The following is a 16,340-nucleotide window of genomic DNA, read 5'->3' as shown; positions in this document are numbered from 1 at the left end:
CGGTCAGGCCGGCTTCCACCCGATCTCGGCGATCTTCGCCGAGCGGGGGACGTCGGTCACCGCCTCGTTGATGGTCACCGTTTCCCCCGGGGCGAGGTTCGCCTTGGGCGGGGCGATTTCCCACGAATAGACGATCCGCTCGCGCGCATCGCGCAGGACGATCAGGATCGACGGGATCGCGCGCGTTTCCCGGCCCACGTTTTTCACCGTCCCGCTGGCTCCGAAATACTCGGTGCCGTTGGGCAGCGTGCGCCGTTCCTGCTGCTGGCGCGGGAAATCGAGCACGAGGTCGGGCTGGCCAAGCGCGAAGGTCGGCCGGCTGACCGGAACCCAGTCGGGCAGCCCGAAATAGCTGACCGCGCCCACGGTCCCGACTGCCAGCGCCGCGAAGACGACAGCAGCGGCGGTCCACACCTTGGTCATGTTGCGGCGCGGACGGAACGGCGGCTCGTAATCGAATTGCGAGACTTCCTCGCCGTAATCGGGCTCGACCACGATCGGCGGCGGGCCGGCCTCGACCACAGTCGGGGCGGGCGGTTCACGGTAGACCGGTTCGGGTTCGGGCTGCGGCGCGGGACCATCGACGACCGGCGCCCCTGCCACGGGTTCCTGATAGACAGGCTGCGCGGCGACGGGTTCCTCGACCGGCGCTTCTTCGACCGGCGGCGCGGGCGTCGGGGGCGGGGGCGCGGCTACCTGCTCATCGGGTGTCGCCGGTTCGGGCGGGAGCGGCGCAGCGAGCTCGGGCCCGTCCTGAAACCAACTGTGGCGGCATTTTGCGCAGCGCACGGTCCTGCCCTCGGCGCCGATGGCGCTGTCCGGCACGACGTATCGGGTCGCGCACGCTGGGCAGGCTATGATCATGGTGAACGAATCTGACCTATGCCGCGGTGCCGCACAAGAGTCGCAACACGCCAAGTCGTCATGCTGGCGGCTTTTTTCCACATGGAAGCGCGGCTATAGCCCCCCTGCCGATGCGAATTCTCCGTGAGTCCCGTTTGCTAACCGTGGCCCGACCGTGACCGGTGAGGGGGGCGACATCGTGACGTTCGACAACGTCGGGCTGCGCTACGGCGCAGACAAGGAGGTTTTGAGCGACGTTTCGTTCACGCTCCACCCCGGCGGTTTCTACTTCCTGACCGGGGCGAGCGGCGCAGGCAAGACCTCGATGCTCAAGCTGCTCTACCTCGCCCAGCGGCCATCGCGGGGGGCGATCCGGATGTTCGGGACCGACGTCATTACCCTTCCGCGCGAACGCTTGCCGCTGTTTCGCCGCCGGCTGGGCGTCGTGTTCCAGGACTTCCGCCTCGTCCCGCACCTCTCGGCGTTCGACAACGTCGCGCTGCCGCTGCGCGTATCGGGCGTGCGCGAGGGTGAATTGCGCCAGCCGGTCACCGACATGCTCGAATGGGTCGGCCTTGCGCACCGGCTCGACGCGCGCCCCGCGACGCTCTCGGGCGGCGAGCAGCAGCGCGTGGCGATCGCCCGTGCGGTGATCGGACGGCCCGACATGCTCGTCGCCGACGAGCCGACCGGCAACGTCGATCCCGACATGGCGCTCAAGCTTCTGCGCCTGTTCGAGGCACTGAACCGCCTCGGCACCACCGTCGTCGTCGCGACCCACGACGTCCACCTGCTGCGCAAGGTGCCCGATTCGCTGATCATGCGACTCGACAAGGGGCGGCTGTCCGATCCGACCGGCGCGCTGCGTTTCCCGCCCCGGCGCGAGGCACGGCGCTTCGAAGAGGCGGACTTCGGATGAAGCGCCCACCGGTTCTTGCCCGCGCGGTCGCCCGCAGCCTCGTGCCGTTCGGCGGCAGCCGCGCCGCGGCGCTGATCCCGCACGCGCGTTTCGCCGGGCCGATGCCGTGGGTCATCGCGATCATGGTCACTCTGACGACGATCGCGGCGGCGGGCGGGCTCGCGCTCAGCAACCTTGCCGATACCGCGCGCGGCGAACTCTCGGGTGCGGCGACGGTGCAGATCGTCGAGCCGCTGAAGGTCGAACGCGACCGGCAGGCGCGGGCCGCCGAAGCCGCGCTTGCCAACCTGCCCGACGTCGCGAGCATTCGCGTTGTGCCCGACAGCGAACTCGACGAACTGATCGAGCCGTGGCTGGGCGCGGAGAGCGGCGGGACCGATGCGGTGCCGGTGCCCGCGCTCGTCGACGTGGAACTGCGCGGACCCGCAACCGAGGCGCGGCTCGCGGCTATCCGCGGCGCGCTTGCCGGGGTTGCTCCGGCGGCGCGCGTCGATGCCCAATCGACCTGGCTCGCCCCCGTGTTTGCGGCCATCCGCTCGCTGCAATTGCTCGCGCTCGCGCTGGTGGTGCTGCTTGCGCTGACGAGCGCAGCGGCGGTTCTGCTGGCGGCGCGCAGCGCGCTCGGCGGCAACCGCTCGACGATCGAGATCGTCCACCTGCTCGGCGGTACCGACGCGCAGATCGCGCGGATCTTCCAGCGCTCGATCGCTTTCGACGCGGTCGCGGGGGGCGCAGTCGGATTGGCGCTGGGAGCAGCGGCGGTGATCGTGCTCGGTCGCCAGTTCGCCGCGCTGGGATCGGGCATGGTCGCGGGGGGCGGGCTGGGGCCGGTCGACTGGCTGTTGATCGCCGCGATCCCGCTCGTCGGTGTCGCCATCGCGATGCTGACCGCACGGCTGACCGTTCTGCGCGCGCTGGGACGAATGCTGTGAGGGGCGTGCGATGATCGGCCGCTTCGCCGCTTTCCTCCTGATCCTCTATGCGCTGGGCTTCCTGTGGTTCGCCGCCGCTTTGCCGCAGCCGGTCGAGGGCGTGAAGACCGACGCCGTCGTCGTGCCGACCGGCGGGGCCGGACGCATCGCGCGCGGGCTCGACCTGCTGGCGAAGGGAAGCGCGCGCGAGATGCTGGTGACCGGCGTCGACCGCGAAGTGAAGCCGCGCGAGTTCGTGGCGCTTTACAAGGTGCCCGAGGAAACCATGCGCTGCTGCGTGACGCTGGGCTTCGCGGCGGTCGACACGCGCAGCAATGCCGCCGAGACCGCCGCGTGGATGAAGGAGCGCGGGTTCAAGACGCTGCGCCTCGTCACCACCGACTGGCACATGCGCCGCGCCGCGGGCGAACTGGCCAACGCCTTGCCAGACGACGTGACGATCGTGCGCGATGCGGTCGGATCCCGCCCGCGCCTGCGGATCCTGTTCCTCGAATACAACAAGCTGCTGGCGTCGACCGTCGCCCAGCTCCTGCCCGCCTGAGTTCGCTTCGATGACCGTCCTGCGCAGCCTGCTGTTCTATGTCGTGTTCTACCTCGGTTCTCTGGTCTACACGAGCTCCTCTCTGATCGTCCGGCCGTTCAGCCTTACCGCATTCCGGCGGGTGGTTCGAGGCTGGGCGCGCTATCAGCGCCGGTGCGTGACCGCTTTCCTCGGCGTGACGATCCGCGAAGAGGGCCAGCGGCCTACGGGGCCGGTGCTCTACGCGATCAAGCACGAAAGTTTCTTCGAGGCGATCGATCTCCCCGCCCTGCTCGATACGCCCGCGGTATTCGCCAAGGAGCAACTGTTCCGCATCCCGCTATGGGGCGCCGCGGCCGCCGCCTATGGCATTGTCCCGGTCGAACGCGACCAGGGGGCAAGGGCTCTGCGCAAGATGCTCGCATCGGCGAAGGTCTTCTCGGAAGAGGGCCGACCCCTGGCGATCTTCCCCGAAGGCACCCGCGTGCCGCACGGCACACGTCCGCCGCTGCAGGCGGGCTTCGCGGGGCTCTACAAGCTGCTCGGCGTGCCGGTGGTGCCGGTCGCGGTGAACAGCGGCCCGCTCTATCATCGCAAGTGGAAGCGACCCGGCACGATCACCTATCGCTTCGGCGAGCCGATCCCGCCAGGTCTGCCGCGCGAGGAAGCCGAGCGCCGGGTCCACGACGCGATGAATGCGCTGAACAGCTGATCAGTGATCCGAGCGGCCGAAGTCGGGTCGTGCGTCGTCCTGCCCTTCCTCGATGACCTGGCGGCGGATCGCGCGGGTGCGGGTGAAGAGGTCGAACAGGGCTTCCCCGTCACCGTGGCGGATCGCGCGCTGGAGCGCAGTGAGGTCTTCGGTGAAGCGGCCGAGCATCTCGAGCACCGCCTCGCGGTTGGTCAGGAACACGTCGCGCCACATGACCGGGTCGGACGCCGCGATGCGGGTGAAGTCGCGGAACCCGCCTGCGGAATACTTGATGACCTCGCTGCGGGTTACCTGCTCGAGGTCGGAGGCGGTGCCGACGATGGTGTAGGCGATGAGGTGCGGGATGTGGCTCGTCACCGCGAGCACGAGATCGTGGTGCGCGGCATCCATGATCTCGACTTTGGCACCAAGCGCTTCCCAGAACGCGATCAAGCGGTTCATTGACGCCTGATCGACATCGGCGGGCGGGGTGACGATGCACCAGCGGTGGCGGAACAGGTGCGCGAAGCCCGCGTCCGGCCCGCTGTTCTCGGTGCCCGCGACGGGGTGCGCGGGGATCACCGTGTGCCCCGGCAGCGCGGCACGCAGCGCCTCGGTCACCGCCGCCTTGGACGAGCCGACATCGCTGACGATGGCAGAAGCGGGGAGGGCACCCGCAATGTCGGCCGCAGCCGCGCCCATCGCGCCGACGGGCACGCAGAACACGACGAGTTCGGCATCCGCCACCGCTTCGGCAGCGCTGTCGCAGACCCGGCCGACGAGGCCACGAGCTGCGGCGCGTTCGCGCACCGCGGGGTCGGCATCGTAACCTGTCGTCTCGCAATCGGGCAAGCTCTCGGCGATAGCGAGGCCGACCGACCCGCCGAGCAGGCCGAGCCCGATCACGGCAACCCGCGAGAAGTTCACGCGGCGTGCTCCGCAGCCGCGCGGATCGCCGCGGCGACCGCGTCCATGTCGGCGGCAGTCCCGATGGTGATCCGCAGGGCGTGCGGCAGTCCCTGGCCGGGCAGGTGGCGCACCGCGTAGCCCGCCTCGGCGATCGCGGCCATCGCGGCCTCCGCGGTCAGCGCGCCCTCGAACAGCACGAGGACGAAGTTGCCCTCGCTCGGCAGCGGCCTCACGCCCCGGTTACCCAAGGGCTCGAGCGCAGCGACGAAACGAGCGCGGTTCGCCGCGTTCTCGCGCCGGCTGCGCTCGACGAACGCATCGTCGGCCAGCGCGGCCAGCGCGGCGGCCTGCCCGGTGTTCGTGACATTGAACGGACCGCGAATGCGATTGAGCGCGGCGACGAGTTCCGGCGCACCTGTCGCCCAGCCGATCCGCTCACCCGCGAGACCGTGGATCTTCGAGAACGTTCGTGTCACCAGCACGTTGTCGTGCGTCGCGGCCAGCGCCAGCCCGCCGTCGTCGAGTTCGGGCGACACATATTCGGCATAAGCTTGGTCGAGCACCAGCAGCACGTCCTTGGGCAGCGCGGCATGGATGCGCGTGACTTCGGCAGCGGACAGGTAGCTGCCGGTCGGGTTGTTCGGATTGGCGAGGTAGACCACCCGCGTCCGCGGGGTGACGGCGGCGAGCAGCGCATCGACGTCGCAGCCATAATCGGCATGCGCGCTCTCGACCGGCGTGGCCCCGCAGCGCCGCGCAGCGATGTCGTAGACCGCGAAGCTGAAGCGCGGGAACAGGACTTCGTCGCCCGGTCCTGCAAAGGCTGCGGCGGCCAGCACCAGCAGCTCGTCGGACCCCGTGCCGCAGACGACCAGCGCAGGATCGATCCCGAAGTTCGCGCCGATCGCAGAGCGGAGCGCGGTGCTGTCGGGGTCGGGATAACGGCTCGGCGCAGCGGCCTCGGCCTTGGCGGCGATCGCGGCGGGCGAGCTGCCGAGCGGGTTTTCGTTCGCCGACAGCTTGACCAGTGGCTTGCCGTCGGCGCCCGCGGCCTTGCCGGGAACATAGGCGTGGATGCCCTCGATCCAGGGCTTCAGGGCGGGACGATCAGCCATCGCGGCGCGCTTATGGCAGCGTGCGCGGAGTTGCATCAAAGAAAAAGCGATGGTTGGCCACGGCGAGCTTCTTCTCTATCGACCGCCCGGCCATGCCGCCCGCCTCTCCCCTCAAATCGTACGCGCTGCCCGCGCCGCTGCCCCTCGACGGCGGACAGGCGCTGGAGGGCGTGACGATCGCCTATGAGACCTATGGCGAGCTTGCGGCGGACAAGGGCAATGCGATCCTCGTCTGCCACGCGCTGACCGGCGACCAGTATGTCGCGAGCCAGCACCCGGTCACCGGCAAGCCCGGCTGGTGGGAGCGGATGGTCGGCCCCGGCAAGCCGATCGACACGAACCGCTTCCATGTGATCTGCGCCAACGTGATCGGCGGCTGCATGGGTTCGACCGGCCCGGCGAGCCTGGCGGCGGACGGCAGGCCTTATGCCATGCGCTTTCCGGTGATCACCGTACGCGACATGGTGCGCGGTACGATCGCGCTGCTCGACGGGCTCGGCATCTCGCGGCTGCACGCGGTGGTCGGCGGATCAATGGGCGGAATGCAGGCGCTGAGCCTTGCGGCGAACTTCCCCGACCGGGCGAGCCGAGTGCTGGTGATCGCCTCGACCGCGCGGCACTCGGCGCAGAACATCGCCTTCCACGAAGTCGGGCGGCAGGCCGTGATGGCCGATCCAGACTGGCAGGGCGGCGACTATTACGGTTCGGGCCGCGCGCCGGACAAGGGCCTCAGCGTCGCGCGCATGGCGGCGCACATCACCTACCTCAGCGAAGCTGGACTGACCGACAAGTTCGGCCGCAACCTGCAGGAACGGCCAGATGGTTCGAGCGGGGCCAAGAGCTTCGGCTTCGACGCCGATTTCCAAGTCGAAAGCTACCTGCGCTACCAGGGCAGCGGCTTCACCCAGCGATTCGATGCGAACAGCTACCTCTACATCACCCGCGCGATGGACTACTTCGACCTCGCCGAGGAACATGGCGGCAAGCTGGCCGAGGCCTTCGCGGGCAGCACCGCGCGGTTCTGCCTCGTCAGCTTCGATTCCGACTGGCTCTATCCCACTGGTGAGAGCCGACATCTCGTCCATGCGCTCAATGCGTCAGGCGCGGCGGTCAGCTTCGTCGAACTGTCGGCCCCGCACGGCCACGACAGCTTCCTGCTCGAGCACGCTGCGCTCGACCGGGTGGTGAAGGGGTTCATCGGATGACGCTGCGCGCCGACCTCGCGGTGATCGCCGCCAACGTCCGCCCCGGAACGCGCGTGCTCGACGTCGGCTGCGGCGACGGCGCGCTGATGGATGCCCTCCAGAGCGCGAACCACTGCGACGCCCGCGGGATGGAGCTGGATGCCGAGCTCGTCGAGCGCTGTGTCGCGCGCGGCCTCAGCGTGGTGCAGGGCGATGCCGACCGCGACCTTGCCGAGTACCCCGACAAGGCGTTCGACTACGCGATCCTCAGCCAGACCCTGCAGACCGCCGCGCGGCCCGACAGACTGCTGGACGAACTGCTGCGGGTCGGGCGACAGGCGTTCGTGTCGTTCCCCAACTTCGCCCACTGGCGCACCCGCGCCGCGCTGATGTTCGGCGGCCGGATGCCGGTTACCCGGTCGATCCCGGTGAGCTGGTACGAGACGCAGAACATCCACCATGTCACCGTGGCCGACTTCCGCGACCTGATCGCCCAGATGGGTGTGAAATGCGAGCAGGCGTGGTTCTTCGCGGGAGACCGCAGTATCGGCCCGGCGGCGGCGAACGTGCGCGCCGAACATGCGGTGTTCGAATTGTCGCGATGACCGGCAAGGGCGACGATCGCTCGGCGTTCGAGCGGCTGCTGTTCACGGACGCACCGCCTCCACCGCCGCACCTGCGTGCGCTGGGCCAGCAGTTTGTCGACGCGGCGCGGCCGAAATTCCGGAACTTTCGTGTGGACCTCGAGGCAATCGAGATCGCCGCGTCGCAAGCAGCACGCGCCGGGACGGTCACCCCCGACGACGGTGCGGAACTGTTCCTCGATCGCGGAGATTCGATCTCGCTCCCTCTGGTTCGCCGCTATATCGAGGCCTGCGAGACCGAACTGATCGCGCGCTGGATCATGGCGCTGGGCAGCTTTCATTTTGCCGGCTGGGCGACCGAACGCAATCTCGTCGCACTCGACGGGATGGTCGCGGCGGGCGAACCCGCGCTCGCGGTGCGGGTGGTGCGCAAGCACCTCGAAAAGACCTTTGCCCGCGCCCGCGATCGCTGGCGTGTCGTCGCGCGCAAGCGGCCGCAGGACCTCTCCACCGAACTCGCCGAACGCTACGAAGCGAACATGGCCAAGGCACGCTGGGAGCTGCCGGGAGAGATCGAAGCCGCACGGATCGAGGTGGCCGAACTGGAAGCCTATGTGCGCGACCACGGATCGCCGGAAGACAACCGCGCGATCGACACGATGCTGGCCGACCTCGAAAAGGCGCGCGCCCGCTTCACCTGAGCGCGCATTGGGCTATGGACCCGCGCATGACCGTCACCCGCTTTGCCCCCTCACCGACAGGCCAGCTCCATGTCGGCAATATCCGCACCGCGCTCCATGCTTGGCTGCTCGCGAAGAAGCACGGCGGGCGCTTTCTGCTGCGGATCGACGATACCGATTCTGAGCGCAGCCGTGAGAAATACGTCGAGGGCATCCGCGCGGACCTCGCCTGGCTGGGACTGGAGCCCGACGGCGAGGAGCGGCAGTCGGCGCGGCTGGCGATCTACGCCGACGCGTTCGATCGCCTGCGCGAAGCGGGGCGGGTCTATCGCTGCTACGAGACCGCGCAGGAACTCGACCTCAAGCGCAAGGTGCTGCTCGGGCGCGGGCTGCCACCAATCTACGACCGCGCGGCGCTGGCGCTCACCGAGACCGACCACGCGCGGTTCGCGGCCGAGGGCATTGCGCCGCACTGGCGTTTCAAGCTCGATCACGGCGAGCCGATCGAATGGATCGACGGTGTGCGCGGAGCGCAGCATTTCGATCCCGCGCAGATGTCCGATCCGGTCATCCGGCGCGCCGACGGGTCGTGGCTCTACATGCTGCCGAGCGCGATTGACGATATCGAGATGGGTGTCACGCACGTGCTGCGCGGAGAAGATCATGTCAGCAATACTGCCACGCAAATTCAGATGCTTACCGCACTTTATGCTGCAGGTTTCGGTGCAGCAAAAACTGCGCTCCCCTCGTTCGCTCACGAGGCCCTGCTGGTGGGTCGCGAGGGCAAGCTGTCGAAGCGGCTCGGCTCGCTGTCGGGTGCAGCATTGCGGGAAGCGGGCATCGAGCCCGAGGCGCTCGTGGCGTTGCTCGCACGGCTCGGGACGAGCCTGCCCGTCGAGCCGATCGTGGACCGCGACGTGCTGATCGAGAGCTTCGACCTTGCGACCTTCGGGCGCGCACCGGCGCGTTTCGATGAGGAGGAACTCGACCGGCTGAACGCCGCCATGGTCCACCAACTGCCTTATGCGTCGGTCGCCGGGCGCTTGCCGGCGGGCATGGACGAATCCGCGTGGTTGGCGATCCGGCCGAACCTCTCCCGCGTGGACGAGGCTCGCGAATGGTGGCAGGTCGTCAAGGGGCCGGTCGTGCAGCCCGACTTCGACGACGACACCAGCCTGTTCCTGAGCCAGGCATCTGCGGCACTGAAGTGGGGTGCGGACCCTTGGGGCTCGCTGACCGCCGTGCTCAAGGAGACGACCGGGCGGAAGGGCAAGGCCCTGTTCCTGCCGCTTCGCCAGGCGCTGACAGGACTCGACCACGGACCCGACATGCACTCGATGCTGCCGCTGATCGGTGAAGCGGAAGCCCGGGCGCGCCTGCTTGCGGCGTCGCGTCGCGGTTGAGCCACATTCTACCGCAATGTCGAAACGTTTCGTCCGCTCAAACGCTTGCAGCGTGGTTCAAGCGGAGAAAAATAGATGAGCTTCAGGAAGTTAACTTTGGCAACGATCGCTGCGACTCTCGTCGCGGCGCCAATCGCGGTTCACGCAGCACCGGTCGCTCGGGCGAGTGCGCCGACATCCGAAGAAGGGTCGCTCGGTGGCGGCGGCGAATGGGCCAACGCGCTCATCATCATCGCGATCGCTGTAGCGGGTATGCTTGCCCTTATCCTGTCGGACGACGACGACAGCCCGGTCAGCCCCTAGTTCGCGTGCTTCTTCAACTCGTCGCCCGAGAGGGTAACGACGTGAAGCAGGTTCGTGCTGCCCGGCGTTCCGAAGGGGACGCCGGCGAGCGCGATCAGCTTGCTGCCCGCTTCGCCAAACCCTTGGCGCAGCGCCATGCGCTTGCCCTTGGCGATCATCTCTTCGAAGCTGCCGATGTCCTTGGTCGAGACCGCGTGCGCGCCCCATAGCAGGCCGATGCGCCGCGCGGTTTTCAGGCTCGGGGTCAGGACCAGCATAGGCACGCTCGGCCGCTCACGCGCGACGCGGCGCGCGGTGCTGCCCGATCCCGTGAACACGATGATGCCGCTGACCGATACGGTATCGGAAATCGTCATGCACGCATGGCTCAATGCATCGGCGGTCGTCCGGTCGGGCGGCGTGTCGAGCAGGCGCACCCGCTCGATATAGGCGTCGTCGCGTTCCACCTGCGTGGCGATGCGGTCCATGATCGCGACTGATTCCTCGGGCCAGGCGCCCGCCGCGGTCTCCGCGCTCAGCATCACCGCGTCGGCGCCGTCGTAGACCGCGTTGGCCACGTCGCTCACCTCGGCGCGGGTCGGTGTCGGGCTCTCGATCATCGATTCGAGCATCTGCGTCGCGACGATTACCGGCTTGCCCGCATTGCGCGCGGCGTTGACGATCTTCTTCTGTAGCGGCGGCACTTCCTCGGGGTCGAGTTCGACGCCGAGGTCGCCGCGTGCGACCATGATCCCGTCCGACAGTTCAAGCAATTCGGGCAGTCGCCGCACCGCGCTCGGCTTCTCGATCTTGGCGCACAGCGCGCCGTAGCCGCCCATCAGCTTCCTCGCCTCGGCAAGGTCCTCGGGCCGCTGGACGAACGACAGGCCGATCCAGTCGACGCCCTGCTGGACCGCGAAGGCGAGGTCGCGGCGGTCCTTTTCGGTGAGCGCCGGGATCGGCACTTCGGCATCGGGCACGTTCACGCCCTTGCGGTCCGAGATCACACCGCCGACTTCGGCCGAGCAGAGGATGCTGTCGGGCTCTGCCTTGATGACCTTCAGGCGGATCTTGCCGTCGTTGATCAGCAGCCGCTGGCCCTTTTTCAGGATGCCGAACAGCTCGGGGTGGGGCAGTTCGACGCGAGTCTCGTCGCCCGGTGCGGGATTGCGGTCGAGCGTGAAGTGGCCCGAATGGCGGATCACCGCCTGCCCGTTCTTGAAGGTGCCCACGCGCAGCTTCGGCCCTTGGAGGTCGGCGAGGATCGTGATCGGGCGCCCGCTGGTCTTCTCGAGATCGCGGATGGCGCGGATCGTCGCTTCGTGGTCCGCATGGGTGCCGTGGCTCATGTTGACGCGAAAGGCGTCGGCCCCGGCCTTGAGCAGGCGGGCGAGCATGTCGGGCGAGCGACTGGCGGGCCCGATGGTGGCGAGCACCTTGACCTTGCGGTTGCGCGGTTCGAGCTTCTGCATGACGCCCGCCTATGGCAGGGCACCCCCGCAACACAAGGATGTTAGTCGCAATGGATACGAATTCCGACCCGCTCGACGCCCTGCCGGACGACCAGGCCGCCGCCGCCTTCCGCCGCCTCGTCCGCCACCTGCGCCACCGCGCGGACGCGCAAAACATCGAACTGATGGGACTTGCCGGGTTCTGCCGCAACTGCCTCGCCGACTGGATTCGCGACGCCGGATACCCCGGCGACAAGGCGGCAGCGCGCGAGGTCATCCACGGGATGCCGGCGGACGAATGGAAAGTGAGGCACCAAAGCGAGGCGACGCCCGAACAGCTTGCCCGGATGGAGGCCAGCCTCAAGCTGAACGCGGCAGACTGAGAAGTTTTCCACCCCGCCTTCAAAGCGTGGCGGACGGCGGTTATCGGACCGCCCAACCGATTCTGATTCACCGGAGCACTTACCAAATGGCCGAAGCCACCGACGACCGCCTGCGCCTTCTGATCGAGCGCATCGAACGCCTCGAGGAAGAGAAGAAGGGCATCGCCGACGACATCCGCGACGTATACGCCGAGGCGAAGGCGGTCGGCTACGATGCCAAGATCATGCGCCAGATCGTCCGGCTCAGGAAGATGAAGCCCGACGACCGCAGTGAAATGGAAATGCTGCTGGACACCTACAAGGCGGCGCTCGGTCTCGGCTAAGCGGCTGCCGATCCCGCCAGCACCAACCCGATGAACACCGCGTTGTGGAGGATGTGCGTGAGCATGGAACTCCACAACCCGTGGTTCACGCGCAAGTAGCCGAGGATCAGCGCGAGAGCGAACTGCGGCAGGACGAGCGGCAGGATTGCCGGGCCCGCCGCTGCGAAATTGCTCAGGTGGACGCCGGCGAACAGCAGCGCGCTGAGCCAGTAGAACCACACAAACCGGCGCTGGAACCAGCCCATGGCCGGACGTCCACGATACCAGAACACCACGATCAGCGCGGCGATGACGCCCGCCGCCACCGCTATGCCGGCGATCGCCGTGCCGCCCGCAGCCATCGCGACCCCGCTGCCCATCAGCAGCGCAATGATCGCGCCAACGTGCCCGGGTCGTCCCGAAAGCCAACCGCGGAACAGGATTTCCTCGCCGATCGGCGCGCCGATCACGATAAACGCGATGAGCAGCGGCTCGAGCTTGAGCCCGCCGAGCATGTGATCGGGCATGTCGAAGCCGACGGTGACCGCCACCGAAACCGCCCCGAGCAGCACCGCCATCAGCAGCATGTCGAGGGCGAACAGCGGTGCGACCGTCCTCAGCGCGGGTCCGGGGGAAAGGTCCGCACGGTCGGGCAGCACCGGACGCCGCACGAACGCGGCCCAGCGGCGCCAGGTCTGCGGGATCGGGATCGCGCGATTGCTTGATACGGGCGGCAGGCCGCCTCTTGTCGGTTGCCCGCTCATGCGGCTAATGCGCCCCCGTTCCGATAACACGTCATACAAGAACGGACTTATGGCAGGCCATTCCAAGTTCAAGAACATCATGCACCGCAAGGGCGCGCAGGACAAGAAGCGCTCGGCGCAGTTCAGCAAGCTTTCGCGCGAGATCACCGTCGCGGCCAAGATGGGCACGCCCGATCCCGACATGAACCCGCGCCTGCGCCTGGCGGTCAACAACGCCAAGGCGCAGTCGATGCCGAAGGACAACATCCAGCGCGCGATCGACAAGGCCGCGGCGGCCGGCGGCGAGGATTACGAGGAAGTGCGCTACGAGGGCTATGGCCCCGGCGGCGTCGCACTGATCGTCGAGGCGCTGACCGACAACCGCAACCGCACCGCCACCAACGTGCGCACCGCGTTCAGCAAGAACGGCGGGAACCTGGGTGCAAGCGGCGCGGTGAGCCACGGGTTCGAGCGCAAGGGCCTGATCGAGTACCCGGCCAAGGCGGGCGACGAGGAAGCGGTGCTCGAGGCTGCGATCGAAGCGGGCGCCGACGACGTCGAGACGACAGAGGATGGCCACACCATCTGGACCGACATGGAATCGCTCCACGAGGTCGCCGGCGCGCTCGAGAAAGTGCTCGGCGAGCCCGAAGGCGTGAAGCTCGCGTGGAAACCCAACGTGACCGTCGCCCTCGACGAGAGCAACGCCGCGACCCTGCTCAAGCTGGTCGACACGCTCGACGACGACGACGACGTGCAGACCGTCTGGGGCAATTACGAGGTCAGCGACGAGATCATGGACAAGCTCGGCTGATGTGGACGGTCATCGCCAAGGCGTTGCTCGCCGGGGCGATGATCGCGGCCATTTCGGAGGTCGGGCGGCGGCTGCCCACCGCGGGCGCACTGATCGCCTCGCTGCCTTTGGTCTCGGTGCTCGGCATGATTTTCCTGTGGCACGCGCGGCCCGACGCGCAGAACATGGCGGTCCATGCGCAGGCGACCTTCTGGTACGTGCTGCCGAGCCTGCCGATGTTCCTCCTGATCCCGCTGCTCCTGCGCTCGGGCTGGGGCTTCTGGACCGCACTGATCGCGGGATGCGCGCTGACCGTGGCGCTCTACCTCGCGATGATGGCGATCGGCTCGCGCTTTGGCCTCAAGCTGTGATCGCGGCGCGATGATCATCATGGGCCTCGACCCGTCGCTGTCGTGCACCGGCTGGGGCGTGGTGCGGAGCGAAGGCGCGCGGCTGAGCCATGTCGCCAACGGGCAGGTGCCGACCGACGCGAAGGCGCCGATGGCCGATCGGCTGCACCACCTCCACGATGCGGTCGCCGCGCTGATCGCCACCTATGCGCCCGACCGGGTCGCGGTGGAGGAGGTCTTCGCCAACAAGAATCCGCAATCGACGTTGAAACTTGCGCAGGCGCGCGGCGCGGTGCTCGCCGCCTGTGGCAGGGCCGGGGTGCCGGTGCAGGAACACGCCGCGCGGTTGGTCAAGAAAGCGGTGGTCGGCACCGGTGCGGCGGAAAAGGTGCAGGTCCAGGCCATGCTCAAGGTGCTGCTGCCCGGCGCGCAGGTCTCCGGCGCGGACGCTGCCGACGCGCTCGCGGTGGCGATCGCCGACGCGCACCTAGGCGGGCGCTGATGTTCCTCGTCGTTTTCCGCAACCGCAAGCGCGCCGACATGGACGCTGCGGCCTATGCCGCCGATGCCGATCGCATGGCAGAGATGGCCGCCGCGCAGCCCGGTTATCGCAGCTTCAAGTCGTACACCGCAGACGACGGCGAGGTCGTCGCGATCAGCGAATGGGACGACGAGGCCTCTGCTCGCGCATGGGGACGGCTTGCCGAGCACCGCGCGGTGCAGCACAAGGGGCGGGACGAATACTACGCCGAATATACGCTGTTCGCCTGCGCCGACCCGCGGGTGCACCGCTTCGAGGCAGGAAACGCATGACGATCCATTTCTACGGCATTCCCAATTGCGACACGGTGAAGAAGGCGCGCGCCTGGCTTGCCGAGCGCGGAATCGACTACACCTTCCACGACTACAAGAAGGAAGGCGCAGACCAGGATCACGTGCGCGGCTGGGTGCAGGCGGTCGGCTGGGAGCGGGTGCTCAACCAGAAAGGCACGACCTTCCGCAAGCTCGAGCCCGAGCAGAAAGAAGGCCTCGATTCCGAAAAGGCGATTCGTCTTATGGTGGCGCAGCCCTCGTGCATCAAGCGTCCGATCGTCGATCATCCAGGCGGATTGCTGGTCGGGTTCGATCCGGCCGAGTGGGACGCGGCGCTGGCGTGAACCCGTTCGAGATCGCGGGCGCCGTCTTCGGCCTCGCCAATATACTGCTGCTGGTGCGCCGCTCGGTGTGGAACTTTCCCGCCGCGATGGTGATGGTCACCTGCATCGGCTTCGTGATGGTCGAGGCGAGGCTCTATGCCGAGGCGGCGCTGCAGGCGTTCTTCTTCCTCGCCAACGTCTGGGGCTGGGTTCTCTGGTTGCAGGCCAAGGGAGCGGAGAGCGAGGTGCCGGTCGGCTGGCTCGGGTGGGCCGAGCGCAGCGCGTGGCTCGCGGGGACGATTGCAGCGAGCGTCGCGGTCGGCGTGATGCTCGCCCGCCATACCGATGCCGCCCTGCCGATGGTCGATAGTGCGGTGGCCGGGATGAGCGTCACCGCGCAGCTCCTGCTCGCGTTCCGTCGGATCGAGAACTGGTGGCTGTGGATCGCGGTCGACGCGATGTCCGTCGCGCTCTACCTCAACCGTGAGCTCTACCTGCTCGCGGGACTTTACGGGATTTTCCTCGTGCTGGCGGTGATCGGCCTGCGCGAATGGACCAGGGCCACGCAGTCCGACCTGCGCTCGGCGGGAGAGGCTTTCACATGATCCGCGTCTGTTTCCATGGTGCCGAGAGCACCGGCAAGTCGACCCTTGCCGCAAAGCTGGCTGAGGAGTGGCACTGTCCGCTCGTTCCCGAATACGGGCGGGTATACGCCGAAACCGTCTCGACCGATTTCACCCCCGAAGCCCTGTCCGCGATCGCCGCGGAGCAGGACAGGATGGCGCGAGAGGCGGCGCTCGCAGCGTCACCGCTGATGCTGCTCGACACCGACCCGCTGATGACCGCCGCATGGTCGCGCATGCTGTTCGGCGAAGCTGCGCCGGAGCTGCTCGCCTATCCGAAGGCGGACCTCTATCTGCTCTTCGCGCCCGACGTGCCGTGGGTGTACGACGACACCCGCTTCTTCGGATTGCACGAGGCGCGTGAGGAATTCTCGCAAGTCGCGGAGCACTTGCTGAATGAATCGGGCGTCACGTGGCGCACGATCGGCGGCGACTGGTCCGAGCGCGAGGCGGCGGTGCGTACCGCCATCGAACAGGCGCTCGGCTGAGGTTCAGGC

23 protein-coding genes are annotated in these 16,340 nt (G+C 67.9%); 18 read left to right on the top strand and 5 right to left on the bottom strand.

The features are described 5' to 3' along the window. Window positions 1-3 precede the first annotated feature (3 nt). Window positions 4-864, bottom strand: coding sequence for a zinc-ribbon domain-containing protein (locus ACWPMX_RS12040; RefSeq protein ID WP_455700235.1), 861 nt, complete (start codon window positions 862-864; stop codon window positions 4-6). A 154-nt stretch (window positions 865-1,018) separates the two neighbouring features. On the opposite strand from ACWPMX_RS12040, the gene ftsE reads away from it, so the two are divergent. The 4 genes from ftsE to ACWPMX_RS12020 are packed head-to-tail and all read left to right on the top strand — an operon-like array spanning window position 1,019 to window position 3,926. After that, window positions 1,019-1,762, top strand: coding sequence for a cell division ATP-binding protein FtsE (gene ftsE / locus ACWPMX_RS12035; protein ID WP_455700234.1), 744 nt, complete (start codon window positions 1,019-1,021; stop codon window positions 1,760-1,762). Next, window positions 1,759-2,694: a cell division protein FtsX gene (locus ACWPMX_RS12030; RefSeq protein WP_455700233.1), complete on the top strand. Its 936-nt coding sequence runs from the start codon at window positions 1,759-1,761 to the stop codon at window positions 2,692-2,694. The genes ftsE and ACWPMX_RS12030 overlap by 4 nt, the downstream gene beginning before the upstream one ends. Before the next feature lie 10 nt (window positions 2,695-2,704). Further along, complete coding sequence (locus tag ACWPMX_RS12025) at window positions 2,705-3,235, top strand: YdcF family protein (protein WP_455700232.1); 531 nt, start codon at window positions 2,705-2,707, stop codon at window positions 3,233-3,235. Between the two features lie 10 nt (window positions 3,236-3,245). Then, window positions 3,246-3,926: a lysophospholipid acyltransferase family protein gene (locus ACWPMX_RS12020; RefSeq protein WP_455700231.1), complete on the top strand. Its 681-nt coding sequence runs from the start codon at window positions 3,246-3,248 to the stop codon at window positions 3,924-3,926. On the opposite strand, the gene ACWPMX_RS12015 is transcribed toward ACWPMX_RS12020, so the two are convergent. Both ACWPMX_RS12015 and hisC read right to left on the bottom strand, forming a co-directional pair. Then, a complete protein-coding gene (locus ACWPMX_RS12015; RefSeq protein ID WP_455700230.1) occupies window positions 3,927-4,832 on the bottom strand; it encodes a prephenate/arogenate dehydrogenase family protein in 906 nt (301 codons plus the stop codon). Next, a complete protein-coding gene (gene hisC, locus ACWPMX_RS12010) occupies window positions 4,829-5,929 on the bottom strand; it encodes a histidinol-phosphate transaminase (protein ID WP_455700229.1) in 1,101 nt (366 codons plus the stop codon). Before hisC ends, ACWPMX_RS12015 begins: the two co-directional genes overlap by 4 nt. A gap of 92 nt (window positions 5,930-6,021) precedes the next feature. Between hisC and metX the strand changes: the two genes are divergently transcribed. From metX to ACWPMX_RS11985, 5 genes are all read left to right on the top strand, one after another. Further along, complete coding sequence (gene metX / locus ACWPMX_RS12005) at window positions 6,022-7,134, top strand: homoserine O-acetyltransferase MetX (RefSeq protein WP_455700781.1); 1,113 nt, start codon at window positions 6,022-6,024, stop codon at window positions 7,132-7,134. Continuing rightward, window positions 7,131-7,718 carry a methionine biosynthesis protein MetW gene (gene metW, locus ACWPMX_RS12000; RefSeq protein ID WP_455700228.1) on the top strand — a complete coding sequence of 196 codons (588 nt, stop codon included), beginning with the start codon at window positions 7,131-7,133 and terminating at the stop codon, window positions 7,716-7,718. The genes metX and metW overlap by 4 nt, the downstream gene beginning before the upstream one ends. Next, window positions 7,715-8,398 (top strand): hypothetical protein, encoded by a 684-nt coding sequence (locus ACWPMX_RS11995; RefSeq protein WP_455700227.1) that lies wholly within the window; start codon window positions 7,715-7,717, stop codon window positions 8,396-8,398. Before metW ends, ACWPMX_RS11995 begins: the two co-directional genes overlap by 4 nt. A 26-nt stretch (window positions 8,399-8,424) precedes the next feature. After that, on the top strand, window positions 8,425-9,780 hold the full coding sequence (gene gltX / locus ACWPMX_RS11990; protein WP_455700226.1) for a glutamate--tRNA ligase: 1,356 nt from the start codon (window positions 8,425-8,427) through the stop codon (window positions 9,778-9,780). Between the two features lie 96 nt (window positions 9,781-9,876). Beyond that, on the top strand, window positions 9,877-10,083 hold the full coding sequence (locus ACWPMX_RS11985) for a hypothetical protein (RefSeq protein ID WP_455700225.1): 207 nt from the start codon (window positions 9,877-9,879) through the stop codon (window positions 10,081-10,083). Here ACWPMX_RS11985 and pyk read toward each other — a convergent pair. After that, window positions 10,080-11,534, bottom strand: a complete 1,455-nt coding sequence (pyk, locus tag ACWPMX_RS11980; RefSeq protein ID WP_455700224.1) for a pyruvate kinase — start codon at window positions 11,532-11,534, stop codon at window positions 10,080-10,082. The two genes, ACWPMX_RS11985 and pyk, sit on opposite strands and share 4 nt — an antisense overlap. A 50-nt stretch (window positions 11,535-11,584) precedes the next feature. Here pyk and ACWPMX_RS11975 point away from each other — a divergent pair, with 50 nt between their 5' ends. Further along, window positions 11,585-11,896, top strand: a complete 312-nt coding sequence (locus ACWPMX_RS11975; RefSeq protein ID WP_455700223.1) for a DUF1244 domain-containing protein — start codon at window positions 11,585-11,587, stop codon at window positions 11,894-11,896. An 86-nt stretch (window positions 11,897-11,982) separates the two neighbouring features. Then, window positions 11,983-12,219, top strand: coding sequence for a DUF2312 domain-containing protein (locus tag ACWPMX_RS11970; protein WP_057882441.1), 237 nt, complete (start codon window positions 11,983-11,985; stop codon window positions 12,217-12,219). On the opposite strand, the gene ACWPMX_RS11965 is transcribed toward ACWPMX_RS11970, so the two are convergent. Beyond that, window positions 12,216-12,962: a CPBP family glutamic-type intramembrane protease gene (locus ACWPMX_RS11965; RefSeq protein ID WP_455700222.1), complete on the bottom strand. Its 747-nt coding sequence runs from the start codon at window positions 12,960-12,962 to the stop codon at window positions 12,216-12,218. The two genes, ACWPMX_RS11970 and ACWPMX_RS11965, sit on opposite strands and share 4 nt — an antisense overlap. A gap of 49 nt (window positions 12,963-13,011) precedes the next feature. Here ACWPMX_RS11965 and ACWPMX_RS11960 point away from each other — a divergent pair, with 49 nt between their 5' ends. Genes ACWPMX_RS11960 through ACWPMX_RS11930 form a run of 7 tightly spaced genes read left to right on the top strand, consistent with a single transcriptional unit; the run spans window position 13,012 to window position 16,331 of the window. Further along, window positions 13,012-13,755, top strand: coding sequence for a YebC/PmpR family DNA-binding transcriptional regulator (locus ACWPMX_RS11960; RefSeq protein ID WP_455700221.1), 744 nt, complete (start codon window positions 13,012-13,014; stop codon window positions 13,753-13,755). After that, window positions 13,755-14,105 (top strand): DUF3147 family protein, encoded by a 351-nt coding sequence (locus tag ACWPMX_RS11955; RefSeq protein WP_455700220.1) that lies wholly within the window; start codon window positions 13,755-13,757, stop codon window positions 14,103-14,105. Before ACWPMX_RS11960 ends, ACWPMX_RS11955 begins: the two co-directional genes overlap by 1 nt. A 10-nt stretch (window positions 14,106-14,115) precedes the next feature. Beyond that, window positions 14,116-14,586 (top strand): crossover junction endodeoxyribonuclease RuvC, encoded by a 471-nt coding sequence (ruvC, locus tag ACWPMX_RS11950; protein ID WP_455700219.1) that lies wholly within the window; start codon window positions 14,116-14,118, stop codon window positions 14,584-14,586. Then, window positions 14,586-14,897 (top strand): antibiotic biosynthesis monooxygenase family protein, encoded by a 312-nt coding sequence (locus tag ACWPMX_RS11945; RefSeq protein ID WP_455700218.1) that lies wholly within the window; start codon window positions 14,586-14,588, stop codon window positions 14,895-14,897. The genes ruvC and ACWPMX_RS11945 overlap by 1 nt, the downstream gene beginning before the upstream one ends. Next, a complete protein-coding gene (locus ACWPMX_RS11940) occupies window positions 14,894-15,241 on the top strand; it encodes an ArsC family reductase (protein WP_455700217.1) in 348 nt (115 codons plus the stop codon). Before ACWPMX_RS11945 ends, ACWPMX_RS11940 begins: the two co-directional genes overlap by 4 nt. Beyond that, window positions 15,220-15,825 carry a nicotinamide riboside transporter PnuC gene (gene pnuC, locus ACWPMX_RS11935; protein WP_455700216.1) on the top strand — a complete coding sequence of 202 codons (606 nt, stop codon included), beginning with the start codon at window positions 15,220-15,222 and terminating at the stop codon, window positions 15,823-15,825. The genes ACWPMX_RS11940 and pnuC overlap by 22 nt, the downstream gene beginning before the upstream one ends. Next, complete coding sequence (locus tag ACWPMX_RS11930) at window positions 15,822-16,331, top strand: AAA family ATPase (RefSeq protein ID WP_455700215.1); 510 nt, start codon at window positions 15,822-15,824, stop codon at window positions 16,329-16,331. The genes pnuC and ACWPMX_RS11930 overlap by 4 nt, the downstream gene beginning before the upstream one ends. Window positions 16,332-16,340 lie beyond the last annotated feature (9 nt).

The sequence above is a fragment of the Tsuneonella sp. HG094 genome (genome assembly GCF_053819285.1).
This window is presented reverse-complemented; position numbering and strand designations above follow the sequence as displayed.